Source organism: Gordonia sp. YC-XJ4 (assembly GCF_059511865.1).
In genome coordinates this window covers 1,708,569-1,728,120 of sequence record NZ_CM183447.1, presented here as the reverse complement: position 1 = coordinate 1,728,120, position 19,552 = coordinate 1,708,569, and the positions used below count along the sequence as shown (strand labels likewise).

Here is a 19,552-nt window from a genome sequence, read left to right as displayed (position 1 = left end):
ACGAGCGAATCGACACAATCGGCGTGGATACGGACGCTGAACACAATGACAACAACCTTGGCCGACAGCCGTCGACGCGCAACCATGGGCACGTCAACGGAAAGGCAGGACACATGGCGTTCGACACCACCGCTTCGACCCTCGACCCGACAGCCCGCCCCGATCTCGACATCGCCCGCAGCTGGCTGCTGACCCCGGCAACACCCGACCAGCCCGAGCTGATCGACGTCGCACTGCGATCCGACGCCGACGCGGTCATCCTCGATCTCGAGGACGGCCTGGCCCCCGCACTCAAGCAGGCAGGACGGAGGGCGGTCCGCCGATTCCTCGGCTCGACAAGCGCCTGGGTGCGTGTGGCCCAGACGGGAACCCCGGACTGGGCTGCGGATATGACCGCGCTCGCCGGACTGTCCGGGGTGCGCGGCGTCGTGCTCGCCAAATGCGAGAGTCCCAACGATGTGGCGGCAACGGCCGGCCGTCTCGGCGTTGGTGTGCCCGTGGTCGCGCTGATCGAGTCGGCCGCCGGTGTGGAAGATGCCACTCTCATCGCCCGGCACCCGTCGTGTGTGCGTCTGGCCTTCGGGTCCGGCGACTTCCGCCGCGATACCGGTATGGCCGATGATCCGATGGCCCTTGCCTATCCGCGAGCTCGCCTGGTGATCGCGTCTCGGGTGGCCGGGCTACCGGGACCGATCGACGGGCCCACACGGGCCGCCGACGCCGGCGACCTGCACACCGACACGGTGCACGCGGCGTCGATGGGCATGACCGGCCGGTTGTGCCTTCGTCCCGACCATGCCGGGGTCATCAACACCGTGTTGAGTCCCAGCGACAGCGAACTCGCACACGCTCGTCGCCTCATCGACCATCTCGGTGATGGACAACACGTCACCGACGGCAGCGACCTTCCGAATCTGGTGCGAGCCAAGGCATTGGTGGAGCGCGCCGAGCGCCTCGGCATAGCTGTGCTCTGACGCTGCACCGCCACGCGGAGGACCTCACCGGCACAGGCGTCTCGAGGTTTGGCGCCGGCGCGCTCCTCTCACCTCGACCAGTGGCAAGAGGCTTCAGGCGGGTTCCGCGGATCTCGTATCCACCGCGGGCAGCGCCTCGTCGGTCATCGCCCGGTCGGCGTCGCGCATCGGCAGAGCGAACAGCAGTACCAGGGCGACAAGCGATCCCAGCCCCATGATCCCCGACACCTGGAGCAGACTCTGATCGCCGAGGACCTGGAACATCAAGCCCGCGAGCAGCGGCGAACTCGCCGCACCCAATCGTCCGACGCCCAGAGCGATTCCGGTGCCGGTCGCTCGGGCGTATGCCGGGAAGCACCGCGCGAACGCCGAGTAGTAGCCCACCATGGCCGCATTGGTGAACATCCCGGCGAGCAGCGCGCCGACCTGCCAGCCGAGCAGGGTGTCCTTGCCCATGCCGAAGGCAAAGACCAGCAGTGCGCCGAGAATCAGGGACAGTGCGAGCGGGATCTTGATGTCCCACCAGCGCATGGCGATTCCGAAGATGAGACAGCCGATTGCACCACCCACGTTGGCCCAGGTGAGTACGCCGGCCGCCTGCGCGGGCGAGTATCCGAGGTCGGCGACGATCTGGGTGGCCCACTTCAACACGTAATAGAAGGTGATGGTGTGGAAGGTGTAGCCGAGCGCGAGCAACACGGTGGTGCGTCGTAGACCGGGCTTGCGCAGCAGATCCAGAACCCGTGGCTTCTCGGCTGCGGTAACGCGTTTGGGCAGAGCGTCGATGAGCGGAAGCTGCAGCGCTTTGAGGCTCCGGTTGATCTTGCGCACCGCGTCGTCGGGGCGTCGTGCCGCATAGTAGGCGGGGGTCTCGGGCACGAGCAGTAGCACCAGCGGGATCATCACCGCAGACACGATGGCACCGAACACGAAGACCGAACGCCAGTCGAAGGCCACCAGCAACCAGTGTTGCGCCACCAGACCACCGATCACCGCGCCCACCGGGTAGCCGACGACCATCGCCGACATGGCGATGCTGCGGCCCTTGGCGCTCGACGTCTCGGCGGTCACCGCGTTGATCGCGGCGAGCATGCCGCCGATGCCGAGGCCGGTGATCAGCCGGACCGCCACCAGGAAGGCGACTCCGTCGGCGGTCGCAGCGAGGAACATGCCGACCGACATCACGCTCAGACACAACAGGATTGCCGGTTTGCGGCCGAGTCGGTCGGCGAGTCCGCCGAGCACGACGGACCCGATGCCCATACCTATCAGCTCTGCGGACAGGATGACGCCGAGCTCACCTCGGGCGATTCCCCAGTCCTTGGCGATGCCCGGTGCCGCGAATGCGCTGGCGAGGACGTCGAATCCGTCAAGCGCATTCAGGACGACCATGAGTGCCACGCAGATCCATTGTCGAGATCTCATGGGGTGTTGTTCGACGACGAGTCGGGGGTCGAGGGTCGCAGAAGACATGACTGTTCTCCATCGGTCGTGGTGGACGAAAAGGGTTCCAGGCCCTGGTGTTCAGGGTTTCTCGAGAGTGAGGATCGGCATCGATCCGCCACCTACGACCCGGGATACACATGCGCACAATCGTTTTGCGTCGGTCTTCTGCTTCTCGCTGTAGAAGACGTCGCGGTGGTCGATCCGGCCGGACACCTCGACAACCGATAACTCGCACAGGCCACATTCGCCGCGTCGACAGTCCGACATGACGTCGAGTCCGGCGCGCTCGAGGGCACCGAGGATGGTCTCGGAAGTACCGACGGTGGTGCGGAAGTCGAGGCTCGGGATGGCGACCTCAAAGGGCTCGGGGTCGAACCAGCCACTGTTGCCGAAGGTTTCGTACCGCAGGTTCGCCAAAGGGAGTCGGCGGGCGAGCCAACGGCGGCGGGTATCGTCCATGAGGCGAATGGGTCCGCACATGTAGAGCTCAGCGCTGTCGTCGAGATCGTCGACGATGTCGGCGATGTCGAGGTGAGCGCCTTCGTCATTGGCGTACGCCGTGATCCGGTCGCCGTGGAGCACCTGTAGCTCGTCGAGAAAAGCCATCACCCGGCGATTTCGGCCGACGTAATGGATCTCGTATTCGGCGCCGAGTCGGGCCAGTACCGCGGCCATCCCCGCCATCGCGGTGATCCCGATGCCGCCGGCGAGGAGCACATAACGTTGCGCGCCGACGCGCAGCGGAAAGTTCTGCAGGGGTGCGGTGATGTCGACCTCGTCGCCGGCACGTAGGCCGTGCATATAGTGCGAGCCGCCACGCGAGGTCGGTGACCGCCGGACGCCGAGCGTCACCGATGTTCCGTCGGGCGAGCCGTGCACGATCGAGTAGGAGCGGGTGTCGTTGTCGGGCAGCCGGATGTCGAGGTGCGCCCCCGGCGGCGCGTGATGTGGCCGGTCGGTGACGATCTCGATTCGCGCAATACCTTCGGCCGCAGGAACGTTCGACACCACCCGGCCGCGGAGCCATTCGATCTGATTGTCCGTCATCGTCGTGGCCCTGCGGTGGCGGTGAGCGCATCGATGTTGGTGATGGCGCTGCGTTCCTGCTCGATCATCCGGGCAACGATGCGACGCGCCCACATCCCGCCCGCGTCGATGTTGAGGTTGTAGAACTCGTGGTCGGGGTTGGCCTCGATGGCCGCCTGTTGCGCGGTGAGCATCTCCTCGTCCTCGCCGAAGACACCGTGCACGCCGTCGCGTAGTTGGGTGGTGATGAGCTGGCTGTCGAGGCGGTAGTTGCGCATGAAAGCCCAGAAGTAGATCGCCCTCCGCTCGTCGACCGGGCTGATGGTGTTCATGACGAATCCGTTGACGCCCTGACTGCGATCACCTTCCGGAGCCCCGGTGCCCGCCTTGGCGACTCCGACGTCGATGCGGATCGTGCCCGGCGCCTGGAATTCGATGATCTGCCAACGATCGACCTTGCCGGTGAATCCGGGGAACTTGTCGCGCATGTTCTTCAGCCAGAACGGCGGGGCGTCGATGTTGTGCATCCACCGGGTCACGGTGACCGTGTTCTCGTCGTGGGTGGTGATGAACTCGGATTCGCTGAGTTCATCCTGCCCGATCGAGGACGAGTGGACGAACTCCTCGTGCGTGAGATCCATCAGATTGTCCACCACGAGTTGGTAATTGGCTCGTACGTCGATGGTCAGACCGTCGCCGGCCCACTCCGGCGAATCCATCTGGAACATGTCCGGGATCGTCGACGGGTCGGCCAGGGTCGGGTCACCGGGCCACACCCACAGGTACCGGTGGCGCTCCTCGATCGGGTACGACGCGACCATCGCCGACGGATTGATGGTCTCCTGGGCGGGCATCCGCGTGCAGCGACCGGCGGCGTTGTACTGCAGTCCGTGATAGGGGCATTGGATCTCTTCGGCTCCGATCCGTTTACCCATCGACAGCGGCGCCAGGCGGTGCCAACACGCATCGGCCAACGCGACGGGGCGTCCGGAATCCGTGCGGTAGAGCGCCAACGGTTTGCCCGCGATCGTGCGGGCCAGGATCTGCGTCGAGCCGACCTCGTGATCCCAGGCGGCTGCGTACCAGGCGTTGAGTGGAAACTGCATGTTCTTCGCGGTGGCTCCCGCGGGGCCGAGATCGGTCATGGCGTGTCCTTCGTGCGATAGGCTGCATCGCGGGTGCGAACTATCTATGTATGTAGATAGTTGGTGACGTGGAGCACACGGTAATCCATATCCGTAGAGATTGTCAACGGTTTCAGCATTCACCGACCTTGCGTTGTGGATGAGGCGCAGCAGATCAAAGAAGGTGCATCACTCGCACGACTTGGCTCGCTGCCCACCGGGTCCTGTCTCGCTACCCTGAATGCGTGTCATCCGCCGACGACGAGATCCGGTTCATTCGCGACGGGTATCGGTTGCTCAAGCAGAACGTGGCAGCAGAAGTGTGGTCGCGAGGGTGGGCTGTCACAGACCTGGATGTAGGCGACAACGAACCCTTGGAGTGGTTCTGGCCACCGACTGCGCCCGTCGGATACGGTGGCCTACCGGACTGGGGCAGTGAGTTCATGCAGCTGCGACCTCAGATGTTCGGACCACGCCACACTCCGTGGCTGAGCCCGACTCGGATCACCACAACCGCCGCCGGTTGGCGAGTCGACTACGGCGAGGCGATCGCCCAGAAGCCGGACGCGTCCTCCGAGTTCTCGGACGCTGCGACCCTGCTTGAAGAGTTGGAACGCATCGAGTGGTGGCCGATGACGATTGCGGAGGTTCTCCGACTCCGAGCGGACCGAGTTCTTCAATCAACGGTCGCTCGGGCGCACGGCGATCACGAGCTCGGCGTTTATCCAACCGAGCCGTATTCGGGTCAGCGCGATGCCATCCGCGGTCAGGACCGCCCGCGCCGGCGGCGACGGATGGGGACCACACGGACCCGAGGCGGCGGACCGCTAGGGTCATGGTCAATCGCCGGTGGCGGCAGAGTACGAGGTGGATCCATCGTCGCGGATGTTGGTGAAGGCCATCAAAATGCTTACGTGACAGCATATTTGGATGCACTTCGGCAGGGGCGTCGGTTGCTCCACGACCGGCCCCGGCTCGCGATACACACTGGTCGCCTCCGACCTCGGCACATGCGACGGCGTTCGGGCCTACCGCAAGCTCAAGATCGCTAGCAACACCTCGCCGACCGACATCTGTCGATGAGCGAACGACGGCGGAATTCGGCGCTGTCGGCGAAGTGGTGGGCGCTGTCGGCGCGGGGCAGGGCGCGGTGGGCGGAATAGAGAGCGCTGTCGGCGGTGAAGGGCTCCCCCACCAGGACTCGAACCTGGATGCACTTAGGAACCCATTGAGTTGTTTGACCAGGCTATATGGAGCACGTATTGCCCGGTAGGAGCGACTGTAGCCGCATCCACCGACATGCGCAAGCGTCCACGAGATAGCATCTATATCGCGCGAGTTATCTGCATGAGCAAGCAGGAACGCGCATAGCAACCCACCGGATGACAGACGACAGGGGCCCACGATGCCGGGTAAGCGACGCCGCAGAGGGTGGGGCTTCGTGCAGAAGCCGCGTACTCCTGGCGGGAGATTCGAAGCGTCGTATATGCACGTCTTCAACGGCACGCCCACGAGGTTCCGCGCGCCCAAGACCTTCGCCACCCGAATGGCAGCCGAGGCCTGGCTACACACAGAGCGCAGCCTGATCGATCAAGGTGGCTGGACACCACCGAAAGAGCGCGAAAGGAAGGCCTCCCGTTCTTCACTTACTCTTGCCGAATTCGCAGAAGTCGCGCTGGCCGGCAGATCCCTGGAGCCAACAACCCGATCCGAGTACAAGCGACTGCTCGATAGTCGGATCATTCCAGGACTTGGTACCCACGCCGTCGCCGCGATCACTGCCGACGGCCTCGACGAATGGTGGCAAGGCCTTGGCACAACCTATGAAGCGAGCCGTGCGGCGGCATGGAATCTACTCAAGTCCCTGCTCAGGGAAGCCGTCGAACGTGAGATCATAGCCACTAGTCCGGCGGAGAACCCCCGATTCAAACGCCACGGAAGGCGGCCCCCGCGGCGGCCTATCACATTGCTCACAGTCAGCGAAATCGAATTTGGCACAGCCAAACTGCCCGAGTATTATGCCCTCGGCCTCCCCCTGATGGCGTGGTGCTCGTTTAGGTTCGCTGAATTGTCCGAGCTTCGGGTGAAGGACATCGAGGATGGACCCAGGGGCATGGTGATCCACGTGCGCAGATCCGCGCCACTCGTCAACGGCAAGCCGAAGGTCAAGGACGGGGTCAAGTCAGATGCGGGAGTTCGCGATGTATGGGTTCCCAGCCCTCTCGCCGAACAGATTCGCAACCGGCTGAAGGTCATCGACAACAGTCCGAACACGTTCGTGGTCAGCAACCATCGTGGTGACCGACTACCCCGTTCAACGTTCACCAAGCAATTCAAGAAGGTGCTCCCACCAGCCAAGGCCGAAATGCATGTTCACGCGTTGCGCCACACAGGCGCAGTCTTTGCCGCTTGGGCCGGAGCAACAACCGCCGAGCTACAAGAACGGCTTGGGCACGCCACCATGGAGATGGCTGCGCTCTACCAGCACGTGGCCGAAGGTCGGCAGCAAGCGATAGCCGAAAGAATGAGCGACCTCCACTGACCCACCAGCACGAATTCCGTTACAAGACAGCATATTTGACCGGCCGCGAGAGTTGGCTAGTGCTCGCCCACCCGGGACGTAGTCGTATCTTGTGCGGCCCGCTTTTCGCATCTTTCGCGGCACGCGATGCTCACTTCGTTCCCAGTCGTAGATCCTCATCCGAAAGCGTTATCAGCTTAACTACGCCGGGACCCCCGATTGCCCTCTTCGCTGCAAATCAACCGACTACACGCAACTGATCAATACAGTCCATCAACGCTGAACGTTCCAGCAATCCGCGTGCATGCATGCACGCATGCAGCCATGCTTGCATTTGCGAAATACCCACTACTGCAACATAATTGAGAAATATCCGCTGGTAGACACACGCGACTTAATGTGGTCAGATCTAGCCATGGCACCAAATCCGCATCACCACCACACCCATCAAGTGGTCCCCCCGCGATACGGTCCCGATCGTTTGTTTTTCTCCTACTCGGAGGTCGCCGGCATATACGGCATATCAGTAGCCACAGTGCGCCGCCGCACCGTCGAGAAGCGCATCACAGTCACCAAAGTCGGACGACAACACAGGATCCATCGGGACGACATCCGGCGATTTGGCGAGTCATGATGCGTCGCCCCCTCTTGGCCTGCAGTGGTGCGGCACTCATGATTTTGTGTGGCATTTGCGGGTGCTCGACTCAGCTGCCCGACGCAGCGTCACCTGCGTCCCAATCCACCTCACCGTCGACCTCGGTCGTCGATCCGAACGCCACGTTCAGTGTGCCGGCTGGTCTCCTAAGCGTCTACGTTAGATCGCCGTACCTGTGCGCCGTCGGATGGTCGGACCCATCGATCATCCCCGCGTGCTCGCTGGGCCTCTACCCGCGCCATGTCGATCCGCAACCTCGCCTCGTCACAATGCGCACGACGTTCGGCGGTGTGCCGCCATGGCTCGCGGATCGCTACACACGCGCCGCAACATCATGCGAGGCTTCTTGGTCACTCCAAGACGACGCTATCCCCGCATGTGCTCTAGGGCTGACCGCGCGGCCCGGGGCCCGTTTCGACCCTCCAGCACCGAGCATCAAATAGACTTTGGCACAAAATGATACAGCCACATCGGTCGAGGACTTCGCGGTGGTTTCACATGGCGAAATGCGTTCTTTCGTGGGTAGCCCAGCCAGGACCACCACCCCTAGCATCCAACAACACTGCTAAAGAGAGTTTCCATGGACACCTACACTGCGGCACGGCACCGGAGGATTCTCGAACGCCTCACCTCACCGTCATCGCGAGTCCACTCGCTACACCGCGAACCAACAGCTCGCGTGTCGGACGGCACTGAGCCGCCACGCACTCGGTACGACGCAAACCTGATTCGGCGAGTGCGGCTCGTCGGCACTTACGGGCTCGATAAATCCGGGCTCCTCGCGTGGTCCACCGGTGAAAAGCTCGGCGTAACACTAATTCTGGCTGAACTTCCGAGCGGACGACCCTGGTGGGCAACGCACGATTGCACACAGCTACCGCCAGTCCTCTGGTCTCAACTGGGGTGGACCCGAGAGGCGGCGCTCCAGCGATGGGCAGCGAAGGTCCACAACGGCGATCTATGGCGAGCCGACTGGTGGATTACAAGACTCGCCGAGCGAGTGCAGCGGGATCATCTTTAGTCGTAGATGATCTACACCCCAATCCTTCACGACTTGGAGAGATTTTAGCGGTGAACAGCATAAAGATCGGGACGACAGCCGGTTTGGGGCTTCTTGCATGGCTACTTCTTCCTCGGATGGTGGTCTGGTCGAACGATCCGGACGGCGGATCCGCACGTTCGATCGTGGCAGTGACGGTCATCGCGGGATTGCTGGTCGGCCTCGTGTGGGTGTGGATGTTTACGCCATCGCGGACACCGGCCGAGTGGATGCCGACCAGCGGCAATCATGCCGCAGCTGCAGGCAACTCCAGGCCCCTGACCGCAGGCGTATCGGTAGCCGGCCAGACACTGACCCCGACGATGCCAGACATCTCCGAGCCTGGCGCGCCTGAACCCCCGCTGTTTCCAGGCCAAGAGCGTCGCGGATGGTGGGGCTTCGTCGACGATGTACTCGACCCGATCCCAGACCGTACTTGGCCCGATGGAAGCGCCCTCGCGACACTGGTTCCACACGGACGTCTACAAGACGTCACCGACCTCGCCACGCGTGTTGCATGGGTATGTGAACGCACCGGATGGGGGCGATTCGGCCAAGACGACGAGGGGTTCACACCTGCTATACGGCTCGCGTCGGTACTGCCCGACTCCACAGGCAATGGGGACGCCCAGCTGAACTTCGAGGTCTCGAAGCCAGGCACGACAGTAAGCGATCTGCAGGGCCGAATACCTGTGCTGCTGCAGGAGCTACGTCTCCTGCGGGCTGTCGGTCAAGCTGGGCGCGAACACTCCACGGGCGCTCTGTGGCTGTGGGTGAGTAACCGACCTGCTTGCGAAGACGACGACCCGACGGCGCCTGGCTCTACCGAACCCGATGAGGAATGGGACGACAATGAGTGGTGATTTCGCGTGGGACGAACCGGAATGGGCCGTATCACCACAGCCGCAACTCCCCGAGCCATCCACCTCGGAAACGGCGCCCGCCTGCGCACGCGGTGCTCCAGGCACTCCTGAGCCGAAAGCGCCCGACGCGAAGCAGGTCACGGCGCAGGAGGAGCACTGCAGCGATCACGAGGCGATCGGGAGGGCAAAGGAATTGGTCGCGGCGGTGGCCGCTGCCCACCCCCTTCGCGGCCGCCGCTACGACCATCAAGTGCAAACCAGCACGCAATGGCTACGAGTGGTCGATAAACCAGCGAGGTTTGCGAAGGAATCGGTGGCCGGCCAGCACAACGACGTCTGGTCGGCGACAGCGCGGGCGGCGGGGTTACGACGCCTTGTCGTCGACGACGTCTCCGTAGACGAGCTACAGGTGGTACTCGGTGTGCGAGCACCGAGTGATGGTCCGATCAGCGGAGATCAGTTGCGCGCAGTGCAATCGGCGCTCCAGGGCAAGATTCCCGGGGCCACATCCGCTGAAGTGTGGGGCACACACGAACGACCGGATGTGCTCCTGGTGTATGCGCGCCGCCCCCAGCCTCGCAGGGTCCCGGCCTCGGTTCGCGAAGCTCCGCGCATTGGCAAGCTGTATACCGACCGCGACTACGCCCGCCGCTTGTTTCGGGATGAAGCGGGACTGGCGCGCTCCGAGTCGACCTTACGCCCCGACGGCAGCCGCTATACCCGTTGGTCGGCACCGAAAGTCGTTGCTATCGAGGACCATGACGACGGTCCGGCGATAATCATCAAACCACTGCCAGGCCAAGTGCTGTCAGATTTCGTGCGCGCACTGCCGCGCCTGCAGCAGGCCCTTGCGCTTCCCAACGCGGCAGTTTGGTACGACTCAACTCACACTCGTGTGGTGCTGGCGGCTCGATGCACCGTCCCCAGCTGGCCGGACCGCGTCATCCCCGAACCGGATTCGATGCTTCGGGTGCGCTCGGAAGCCGAAGCGATCGCTGGCTATCCCGAACTCGCCCTCCCTGTGGGACGCACCATCGACGGCGACGACATCAAGGTCCGGCTCCAAGACGCCCTCCACGTACTCGTCGCGGGCGGCACGGGCGCCGGGAAAACCCGCACCCTTCTGACCTGGGTGACGATGCTTCTCGCCGGCGGCGCGATCGTCGTCGTCGCTGACGCAAAAGGCGAAGATGACTGGAGCCCACTGGCCGAGTACCGAGAAGGACCGGGAATCGTGATGCTCGCTCGCACCATCTCGGAAATCCTGCGCGCAGTCGCGTTCGTCGCGCGCGAGCGTGAAGAACGCGCGCGACGTTCTCGACTCATGAAGTCGCACGGCATCGAGGGGTACGCCGAACCTGCCCTCGTCTTCATTTTCGATGAGTTCAGGGCCTTCCGGCTAGACCTTGCCGAGCGCAAGATGCAAGGCGACGCCGCGTCCGTGATGAGTGCGATGAACGGCTTGCTCAGCAAAGGTCGGAGTAGGCGCGTTCATGTCATGTTCGTCGCCCAATCTGTCTACGACGATAGCTTTCCACGAAAATGGATGAGCAACATCCGTCTGCGCCTGTGGCTCGGCAAAGAGGGGTCGGCCACCGACTTCAGAAATTTCGCCGGCGGCGACGCGGGTGGAGCCGTCGCAATGGAAGCCGCCAACCACATCCCCAAATCCGCACGCGGCCGAGGCATCGTCATGCAAACCAGCAGCGACGACACCGAAGGTCAGGCCAGTGCTGCGACGTTGTTCCAGGCCCCCTACGGATACACACCGGGAATCGACCCCGTCAAAGAAACGCCCGACAGCACGACACTCGACGCGTGGGAACTGTTTCGCCATGAATTCGAGGCGGTGCCGCGACTGGTCCCGCGGATCGGCATCGACTTCACCCAAACCACAGGTGTAACTCCCGACACCTACGTCAAGCAGTCGAAGGACGGCACCATCTCCCCGCCCACGGCGCCGGGTGGCGACGCCGCTTGCTGGCACTCGTGGTCGTACGCCGAAATCGCTCAGTTGCCACTAATCCCTCTGGACGACACCCGAGGTCCGATTCACAGCCGGGAGCGCTTCGACCCGACATCGCCGGCATATGAGGGAGACCTTGAACCGGATGGACCCGGTACGCATTTCACACCGCGGTTCAGCGATGACGTCCCGGCATCAATCTCATGACGGCGACCGCCGCGGAATCTGATCCACTGGGTTCGTTGTCGAGCGGCAACCCGGCGTTCGCACTACTCGCTCTCAGTCCGTGGGTTGGTAGTCCCACCGATCGATTCCGCCCTCCCCCTCGACCCGCACGAAGTCGACGCCCGCCGCGGATGCATATGGCCGCACACCCAGGCGTGTCTTCACTGTGGTGGCCGAAAGACCGGTCGCTTCGCGAATTTGAGCGACGGTCGCGCCACCCAACCGGGCATACGCCAACAAATCCCACAGCAACTCGTCGGTACGCTGACTCGCGAGTCGGTGCGCATGGGCGGCCGCGAGGACCTGTCCGATCGTTGGTCGATCGGTGGCCTGGCGAAGCTCCCCAAACGGTCTCGCTTGGTCGACCCCGGCGTGCGCGAGATCTCCAAGAACTCGGCCGAGCTCGTGGCGCGCTACGTCGTTGGCTCGAGGATCGCGACGGGTCATCGTGCAAGCTCCTTTGTACGGGCCCACCCGCACTTCAGACGGGCGCATCGGGATGGTTCTGTCGGCTGGCGCCACCGTTACAAGGTCAAGCCGCCTTCTCGTGCACTGGTCAATTTCGCCAGCAAACTCTACGAGATGTCCAAATTATAGACGCACTGTGCGTCCGCAACCTGGATCTCGGACGCACCGTGCGTTTCTGGGGACGCACTGTGCGTCCAGGACGAATGTGGGTAACTACGTCTATGGCCAACTCGCCGAACTGAGCGTGGGCGTCGATCGGCGAGCACCGGCTCGATTCTCCCGCGCGCCCTGCGGCGCGCCGCTCACCACGACATCGTTCCCGACGTCATAAAGGGCTCTACGTCGAAAGAGATGAGGAAATAAACGATGAGTAAGAACCACCGAACCCGTGCCGCAAAGGCGAGGCGTCGAACGAAGCGGACGCGAAACCGCCACGATCATTACCACGTAGAACGCTATGACGATGTCGTCGCTATTCCCTACAGGGAGTACCCTCAGGCTGCTAAGCGAGCGGCCGAGGCTACCTCCAGTACGAGCGTCCAGACTTTCATTGACGTTCTCATGGGCTCAACGATCCGAGTCGGTCCAATCATGACCCCAGACGGACCGGCATACCCGCCCACCACCTTCGGCCATTGGGCAGCTGAGACCGGCCGGGACGTCGAATCGCTCATCTATTTCCTCGAGGAGGCACGGAATGCGGGGCTCCTACGCTGGCGTCGCGAGATGCATGCCTACGAGATGCTCGCTCCGCTGTAATCAGCAGGACTGCCCGCCGACGAAGCCACCGCACGTCGGCAAGTATGAGCGACTTTCACCCGATTGACCGACCGAAATCAGGAGAGTTCGATGAGAATCACAGCGATCGCAATCTACGTTCCCGAACCGGCCCTGGGATTGGCTAGCGACTTCTATGCGGCGCTCCTCGGCGCCCATTCTCCTACACTGCAGAACGGTGACGAGCCGCACTATCTCATCGCATCAAGTACGCTGAGCATTGAGGTCAATCCGGCGACAAACTGCCCGCACACCACGATGCGGATTGAGCTCAGCGGGGATGCAGAGTCGGCAACCAAACGCCTCGGCGACCGACTACGTACGGCATTTGAAAGAACACCCGACGGGGGCGGGTGGTGGACCACCGACCCAGGTGGCAACACGGTCGTGCTTGTGAAAGGCCTTAGCGATCGCGGTGACGCGACTGCGATGACGCGGAGGTTTCGTCGCGGCGATTTGGTACGCATTTCGCCTGACGGAAAGGTCTACAAGGTTATTCGACATACGTGGGACGGACGCGCTTACCTTTCGGCCGACGCTGACCATCCAGAGGCAGCGACCCGGCTACCCGCGGCGGACAAAGCCTACGACCCCGACACTCTCATCCCGGTCACGTCCGATTTACAGAGTTGAGCGAAGGAACCATCAGGGAGCGTCGGTCAGACTAGCGGCGACGCTTCCCGGCGCAGCGGCGACGACGCGTGCCACGCCTGCGGATGATTAGGCCTTGGCCTTCTTTGCCGCCGGAGAGCTCCGATTTCCAGGCACGTCGACCAGAATCAGATACCGAGGCTGGTCGTCACCCTCAACGTCGACAACCGCGTGTGTGAACAGGGAAGTCAGGTGTGGGTGTGGCGCTCCTGTCGGATAGGCCCGGGTCCGCAGTGCGACGACGAAACCGATCCGGATATCCGTGGCCTGATAGGTCGCGGCCTGGCTCAGGTACGCGCCCTTCTCCGACAACGGCTTCTTCGTGTCGTCCGCCTTCAGCTCGAGGTAGATGCTGAAGCCCGCGTACTTGATCCGCAGATCGGCCCGGCCACCTCCGATCTGCTGTACCTCGGTGTCCACCGTCGCCCCGAACGCTGACCACAAGTATTCGTATAGGTCATCGTGAAGCGCCGCTTCGTCGGCGTTCGGGTCGTACAGGTAGGCCCGGCGGTTTTCCTGTGCGTTCTGCCGGCTGCTGACGAATCGCACCATCTGCAGCAGAACCTCGTTGACGGCGTCCTTGACCTCCCCCACGTAGTCCGGTGACGCGGACAGGGAGACTTGGAGCATCGTCAATACCTGGTTCTCCTGAAGGGTGGTGTGTCTAGAGAATCCGGTGTTTTCGACGGCTTGGACCAGTCGTTCAAGCGTCCCGGGCGCGAAGGCTGCGATCGCGGCGGCAGCCTCCGGGTCCGATCCGAGGATGTCCTCAAGCTGGGGCGGCAGCGACGTAGTGGCCGTGCCGCCGCCACCTTTTCCCGGCGGCCCGCCCTGGTCAAGGATCCTGCGCGCCTCTGCCAGAACCTGCTCAGCCGCGCGCTGTTGTTCGACGAGGTCGGACCGATCCTCGTCTGTGGCGCACTCAATGCGCACCGCGATTCTGCCGATGTAGACATCAAGGTTCGACACGAAGGCCGTGTTCGACGCGAACCCGGACTCGATCACCGGCTGCACGACCGTCAGAACTCCGTCGAAGTCCTCTGCACGGCGCACCATCTCGACTGACCGGGACGCCCGGTAGACGTGCATGAGGTCGTCGATCGCCTTCTCCGGCTCGTAGAACGCTTCCTGCAAAAGCTGTTCCCGCGCGGTGGCGAGGTCCTCGACCAGCATTACCCACGCGGCAGACGCTTGTCGTTTCACGTCCGCGTACCAGTGGTTCAAGCCGCTCAGGCCGATGTCGATGCGAGTCTGCCGCTCCACCAGCTCCCGCACGACTTGCGCCGTCGGCAGCACGTCAAGCGCAGCGGCGCCGGCCGCATCGCCGGCACGCAGCAGCCCCGCGACAGCTTCCACGATCGGAACGAGAAGTCTCGCATCCTCGCGGCCGTAGGTTTCGCCGCCGAGCGTGAGGTACTGGATGCTCCTGTCGAGTTCGCGCAGCATGGACTCCGCGCTGTCGGAGCGCAGCGCTTGAACCAACGCGATGTTCGCCAGCACCCATGAAGCATCCGATGCGACATGGTCCGGGTCTGCGCCGTCGACATGAGTACCTGAGGACGCCTTAAGTCCGGCGACGGCTTCCACGACCGGCACGAGGCCGACAGCTTCGGGCCAGTGATCCACTGCGGTGCCGACCGATCGTGCGATCGCGGCTGCGAGCCGCTTGGGCATCGGAGCCTTGACCTCCTCCAACGCTGCCAGGAGCCCGAAACGCGATCCGTACCCCCCGACTCGTAGCCGAGTCACCGCCTCCAGGGCACTCGCCGCACGAGACACTTCATGGAGATTCCCCGATGGCGCCTTAGTGATGGCCCTGACCTGTTCGAGCAATGCATCGGCAAGCTGCTCGCCCGCGATGTCGAGTGCAGCGGGCGCTTCCAGCAGTGCGTCGAGCGACTCCGCGAACCCTGCCGGGCTCTGCATCGCTGCAACCGCGTCCGCGATCTCCGGCAGTGCCGCGTTCGCCTCCGGTCCGCCTTCCGGCACACACAGAGCTGCGATCCGCACCAGCACCACGGAGGCTGGATCCTCGGGTGCTCCTCGTAGCCCATCGACGACGCGCTGCCATCCGCCGAGCTGGTCGATCGCATCCGCCGGTGGCTTTCCCTTCCACTTCGTGAGCAGTTCGCACAGCGTTGCGAGCACCGAGTCAGCGGGCGTCTCGCTCACCGGCTTATTCCTTCGCATTCGGGCCGCCGCCCCACGAAGTCGGGGTGGCGGTGCGCACAAGATCGTCGTTCACGGTGCTGGACTACCAGCCGTACGTCCACAACCCTGTCACGCGGCGCGTCTCGTGGGGTCACCACAAGTAGTCGTCCCCGATCGCGAGCCTGCGGTTCTCTTCCGGCAGGCAATCCACGAGCGGTCGTGTCGTGCGCGTGCCCACGAAGATCTGCATGCCGGCCTTGCCCGCGACATCGACCAGCGCCGCGATTAACACCGCGAGATCCTCCTCCGGCATCTCCTCCGCGGCGGGGGAGTCGAGAACCAGGAACCCAGGGTGGCGGCCGATGCCTGCGACGTACCCATGCTTGATGATCGCGACCGCGGTCGCGATCTTCACCCGGAGTTTCTCGCCGGGGGTCAGAGACGAGTACGTCGTACGCCCGTCGCCTTTCGTGACACTCAACCGCCCACCACCTCCGAGCTTGATGTTCGAGAGGCTGTCAGCGCCGAATCCGACGGCGAGTGTTTCGATGTCGGCCGAGATGTCCTCCAGCAACGGATCCTGCTGCTCACGAACCCATTTGGACAGAACAGTGTTCGCCGCTTCGAGGACCTCGAAGGCCGTCGTGTCGACCGAGTCGCCAACGAGGGAGCCGGAAGCTCCACTCAGCGCGCCGAGTGCCCCTTCCGCGCGGGCCAGGTCGAGCTCGAGTGCCCGACGCTCCTCAGCAACCGTGACCTCCCGCATCGCATCGACACCCTGTGCTTCCGCTGAAGCCAACCCCTCCTTCTTCGTGGCGATCTCGGCATTGAGCGCATCGATCCGGTGTCTCGCCTCTGCGAACGCGGCCTCAAGCGCTTGAACTTCGTCTACAGGCATGTCGTCGTCGGTGACCGGGGATCCGTCGGCGGCCGTGGCCGGGACTGCATCGACTTCCTCGAGTTGCAACCCCTTCGAGCACAGAGAGCATTCATGCCTGTCGGTCTCGGCGGCATGCTGTTCTGGCGTGATCGTCGAGGTGCACCGCGGGCACACCGTCGGCCGCATCTGGTGGAAGAACCGTGTCGCGAGGGCATCCTCGAGCTGCGTATGAGTGCGCGCCTTCGCGGCCCGAAGCTGGAGCCGCACCGTATCCAGCTGTGAGTCGGCTTCCATCACCGATCGCTCCAGAACATGCACTTCGTGCGCCAGCTTCGTCGCCGCAGCGGCCGCCGAGTGGAGCTTCGCTGCGTCCGGAGTCCCGGTATCTATCGCCTTCATAGCGGCGCTGAGACGATGTACAGTCGCCTGTGCCTTCTTCCGCTGTTCGCTGACCGCCTGATCGGCGACTTCGGCCTTGGCCTCCGCGGCAGATCGCTCAGCTTCCCATTCTTTGAGCGCCGCTTGCGTCGCGACGAGCGCAGGCCCCCAGTCGGTTCCGACTAACATCTGCAGCATCCGGACGCCCAGGACCTTCACGTTGCCGACCACCGGGTCTAACTGCTCGGCGCGCACTGCGAATGCGCTCGCGTACGCCGGCCACCGGTGCACGACTTCGCGGTCCTTGGTCCACGTCGGGATCTCCGCGAGCCGGAGACGGGCCATCATGACCGATCCCATGACGCCCACGAACTCCTCTTCGCCGTCGAAGCTTCCCAGCGATCGGAGTTGTTCGGAGCCTGCGACGAGGCCGACCGTCCCGACGGCGTGACCATTGTCAGCATCGAACTCGACCCGTACGCTCTCGGTTCCGATCAGCCAGTCGACTTCGACGTGCCGGATCCACTTCTTGTTGTCGACCTGGAAGTTCGCGCATCGCCCTGACAACGCCCACATGATCACGTTCAACACAGTCGACTTACCGCGCAGGTTCCGGTTGCTCCCAACTCCGTTGACACCGGCCGGCGGCTCCCACGTCCACGAGAACGGTATCTCCACGCTCGGCACGTTCTCGGCGACGTCGCCCTCAGCTGGCTCACCATCCCCGCTGGTATCCGCCTCGTCGGCGGTAGTGTGGACGCCGGTATCCGCATCGGCTTCGACGTCATCCGGCCGTGGCGCAGGATCGGCGGCATCCATCGCAGAGTCGTCGTCGGGAACGATCACGTCATAGCCGACCGCGAGTTGATGTGTCGCCGGTAGCCGCTTCACACCTGCGAAGTGAACGCGGCTCACTCGCAGGGACACGGGGATCGCTTTCGAGGCGTACGCCGGGATGTCGTGCTTCTCCAGGATCTCGTCGACGGTCTCAGCCGAGATCACGTCAGCGGTACCGGCGGCCGCAGCCCCGGCAACGTCTTCATCGAAGTCCCGCTCGTCAATCGCGTCATCGATGGGCAGTGAAGATGGCGCGGGGCCGTCCTCTGCGTTCCTCTTCTCGGCTGCCCGTGCTGCTCGCCTGGCAAGCCGAGCGAGCTCAGCGACAACCGCGTCTGCCAGCACACTCACGAGTTCTCCTCCGCTCCACCATCGTGCGTGTGGGCGACCAGACGCACGCGAACTCGGTCCGCAATCGACGCGATGTTCGCGCCAAGGTCAGTGTTCGCGTAGGTGGTCTGGAGGTACTGCCTGTCCTTCAAGCGGCTCCCCACTTCGTCACCGGCAACAAGCGCGACCAGCTCGACCTGCTGCGAGTACCACCCCAAGGTGGCGTCCTCGGCCAGCGTTTGGGCCGCCGCGGCTCCCGCTTCGGTCAAGAAAAACTGGGTCTTCGCCACATTGTGACCCGGCGTTCCTCTTCGTACGGCGGTTGCCAAGTCGTACGTCTCCAGCAGCGAGAACGCGTCGTCGAGCGGCTCGAATGCGCCGTGCAGCCACTTGGGCATTGGGTAGTAGCGCAGGTCCGGCTCCGGATCGTTCAGGAGACGCTCAGCAACACACACGTAGGAGTCGTCGAGGGCGCCGGATTCCACCAGCGTGATGAGTTCGTCCGCCAAGTAGTCAGGGTTACGCAACCAGAAGTCCATCGCTTGCAACCGGAGTTCGCTGCGTACCACGGTGACCGTGCCGGGAGGGTCCGACTTCGTTGGTTGTTCACCGCACCGATGCATCAACGCCAACAAGCGAATCGCATGCTGGGTTCGCGTCGCCGATGGCCGTGACAGGTCGAGTTCGCCGTCCGTCGACACAGCGCCCTTTCTCTCAGAATACGTGTAGCACGGAGCTTATCTGGGCACCTGCCGGGAGTATCAGAATCCGCGACGCCCGTCGTTGCCCACGGGCGAGTGTCAGCCTGATGCCCTGAGCGGAGGTCCCGACAATCGAGGTCAAGCCCTTGGGTGATGATGTATTGGAGGATCCTTCGTCCGGGCGAGTCGGTTAGGTGAGTGCGGGTACCCCCTCGGTTGTGCTGGTTGCGAAGTCCTGCGAGTCCGAATTTGCACATTTCCGCAAATAGGTATTTCAATGTTTACCCAAACAGCTAAACCGGAGGAAAATGCAAACTAGTTCTCGCACTCGCCCCGGGCGCGCCGAAGAGTAACGACCTACTATTATGTTGAACAATTTTCCGGACAATCGGAAAGAGGATCACAAAGTGGGGTGTTCGATTGAGGGAGCGTTCGGTTACGTCACCGTCCCCGGATATGGGGCTGTCGTGATGATGCGCCGAGTCGAGTGCAATGAACTGCCGACGCCGCGTGAAGAGCCTGGCGGCCACAGGTGAGTCA

Annotated in this window: 13 protein-coding genes; 7 read left to right on the top strand and 6 right to left on the bottom strand. The window is 63.4% G+C overall.

The features are described 5' to 3' along the window. The first annotated feature begins 113 nt into the window (after positions 1–113). Positions 114–974, top strand: a complete 861-nt coding sequence (locus AC5ZH6_RS07555; protein WP_496168823.1) for an HpcH/HpaI aldolase/citrate lyase family protein — start codon at positions 114–116, stop codon at positions 972–974. 93 nt (positions 975–1,067) lie between these two features. Here the strand turns inward: AC5ZH6_RS07555 and AC5ZH6_RS07550 are convergent, their stop codons facing one another. The 3 genes from AC5ZH6_RS07550 to AC5ZH6_RS07540 are packed head-to-tail and all read right to left on the bottom strand — an operon-like array spanning position 1,068 to position 4,591. Then, on the bottom strand, positions 1,068–2,447 hold the full coding sequence (locus tag AC5ZH6_RS07550) for an MFS transporter (RefSeq protein ID WP_496168821.1): 1,380 nt from the start codon (positions 2,445–2,447) through the stop codon (positions 1,068–1,070). Between the two features lie 51 nt (positions 2,448–2,498). Next, positions 2,499–3,467, bottom strand: a complete 969-nt coding sequence (locus AC5ZH6_RS07545; protein WP_496168819.1) for a PDR/VanB family oxidoreductase — start codon at positions 3,465–3,467, stop codon at positions 2,499–2,501. After that, the gene (locus AC5ZH6_RS07540; protein ID WP_496168817.1) at positions 3,464–4,591 is read right to left on the bottom strand and encodes an aromatic ring-hydroxylating dioxygenase subunit alpha; all 1,128 of its coding nucleotides are present in this window, start codon (positions 4,589–4,591) and stop codon (positions 3,464–3,466) included. The genes AC5ZH6_RS07545 and AC5ZH6_RS07540 overlap by 4 nt, the downstream gene beginning before the upstream one ends. A gap of 1,420 nt (positions 4,592–6,011) precedes the next feature. On the opposite strand from AC5ZH6_RS07540, the gene AC5ZH6_RS07535 reads away from it, so the two are divergent. The 6 genes from AC5ZH6_RS07535 (at position 6,012) to AC5ZH6_RS07510 (ending at position 13,717) form a co-directional block, all read left to right on the top strand. After that, positions 6,012–7,112 (top strand): tyrosine-type recombinase/integrase, encoded by a 1,101-nt coding sequence (locus tag AC5ZH6_RS07535; protein WP_496168816.1) that lies wholly within the window; start codon positions 6,012–6,014, stop codon positions 7,110–7,112. Positions 7,113–7,395: 283 nt separating this feature from the next. Continuing rightward, the gene (locus AC5ZH6_RS07530; RefSeq protein WP_425476247.1) at positions 7,396–7,725 is read left to right on the top strand and encodes a helix-turn-helix domain-containing protein; all 330 of its coding nucleotides are present in this window, start codon (positions 7,396–7,398) and stop codon (positions 7,723–7,725) included. A 1,912-nt stretch (positions 7,726–9,637) separates the two neighbouring features. After that, the gene (locus AC5ZH6_RS07525; protein WP_348809557.1) at positions 9,638–11,821 is read left to right on the top strand and encodes a type IV secretory system conjugative DNA transfer family protein; all 2,184 of its coding nucleotides are present in this window, start codon (positions 9,638–9,640) and stop codon (positions 11,819–11,821) included. Positions 11,822–12,037: 216 nt separating this feature from the next. Continuing rightward, on the top strand, positions 12,038–12,436 hold the full coding sequence (locus tag AC5ZH6_RS07520) for a hypothetical protein (RefSeq protein ID WP_348809556.1): 399 nt from the start codon (positions 12,038–12,040) through the stop codon (positions 12,434–12,436). A gap of 462 nt (positions 12,437–12,898) precedes the next feature. Next, complete coding sequence (locus tag AC5ZH6_RS07515) at positions 12,899–13,066, top strand: hypothetical protein (RefSeq protein WP_348809555.1); 168 nt, start codon at positions 12,899–12,901, stop codon at positions 13,064–13,066. 90 nt (positions 13,067–13,156) lie between these two features. Then, positions 13,157–13,717, top strand: coding sequence for a hypothetical protein (locus AC5ZH6_RS07510; protein WP_348809554.1), 561 nt, complete (start codon positions 13,157–13,159; stop codon positions 13,715–13,717). 87 nt (positions 13,718–13,804) lie between these two features. Here AC5ZH6_RS07510 and AC5ZH6_RS07505 read toward each other — a convergent pair whose 3' ends face one another. The 3 genes from AC5ZH6_RS07505 to AC5ZH6_RS07495 all read right to left on the bottom strand — a co-directional run bounded on the left by AC5ZH6_RS07505 (position 13,805) and on the right by AC5ZH6_RS07495 (position 19,012). Then, on the bottom strand, positions 13,805–15,907 hold the full coding sequence (locus AC5ZH6_RS07505; protein WP_348809553.1) for a hypothetical protein: 2,103 nt from the start codon (positions 15,905–15,907) through the stop codon (positions 13,805–13,807). 130 nt (positions 15,908–16,037) lie between these two features. Next, positions 16,038–18,332: a hypothetical protein gene (locus AC5ZH6_RS07500; protein ID WP_496168813.1), complete on the bottom strand. Its 2,295-nt coding sequence runs from the start codon at positions 18,330–18,332 to the stop codon at positions 16,038–16,040. After that, positions 18,329–19,012, bottom strand: coding sequence for a hypothetical protein (locus tag AC5ZH6_RS07495; protein WP_348809551.1), 684 nt, complete (start codon positions 19,010–19,012; stop codon positions 18,329–18,331). Before AC5ZH6_RS07495 ends, AC5ZH6_RS07500 begins: the two co-directional genes overlap by 4 nt. Positions 19,013–19,552: the final 540 nt, after the last annotated feature.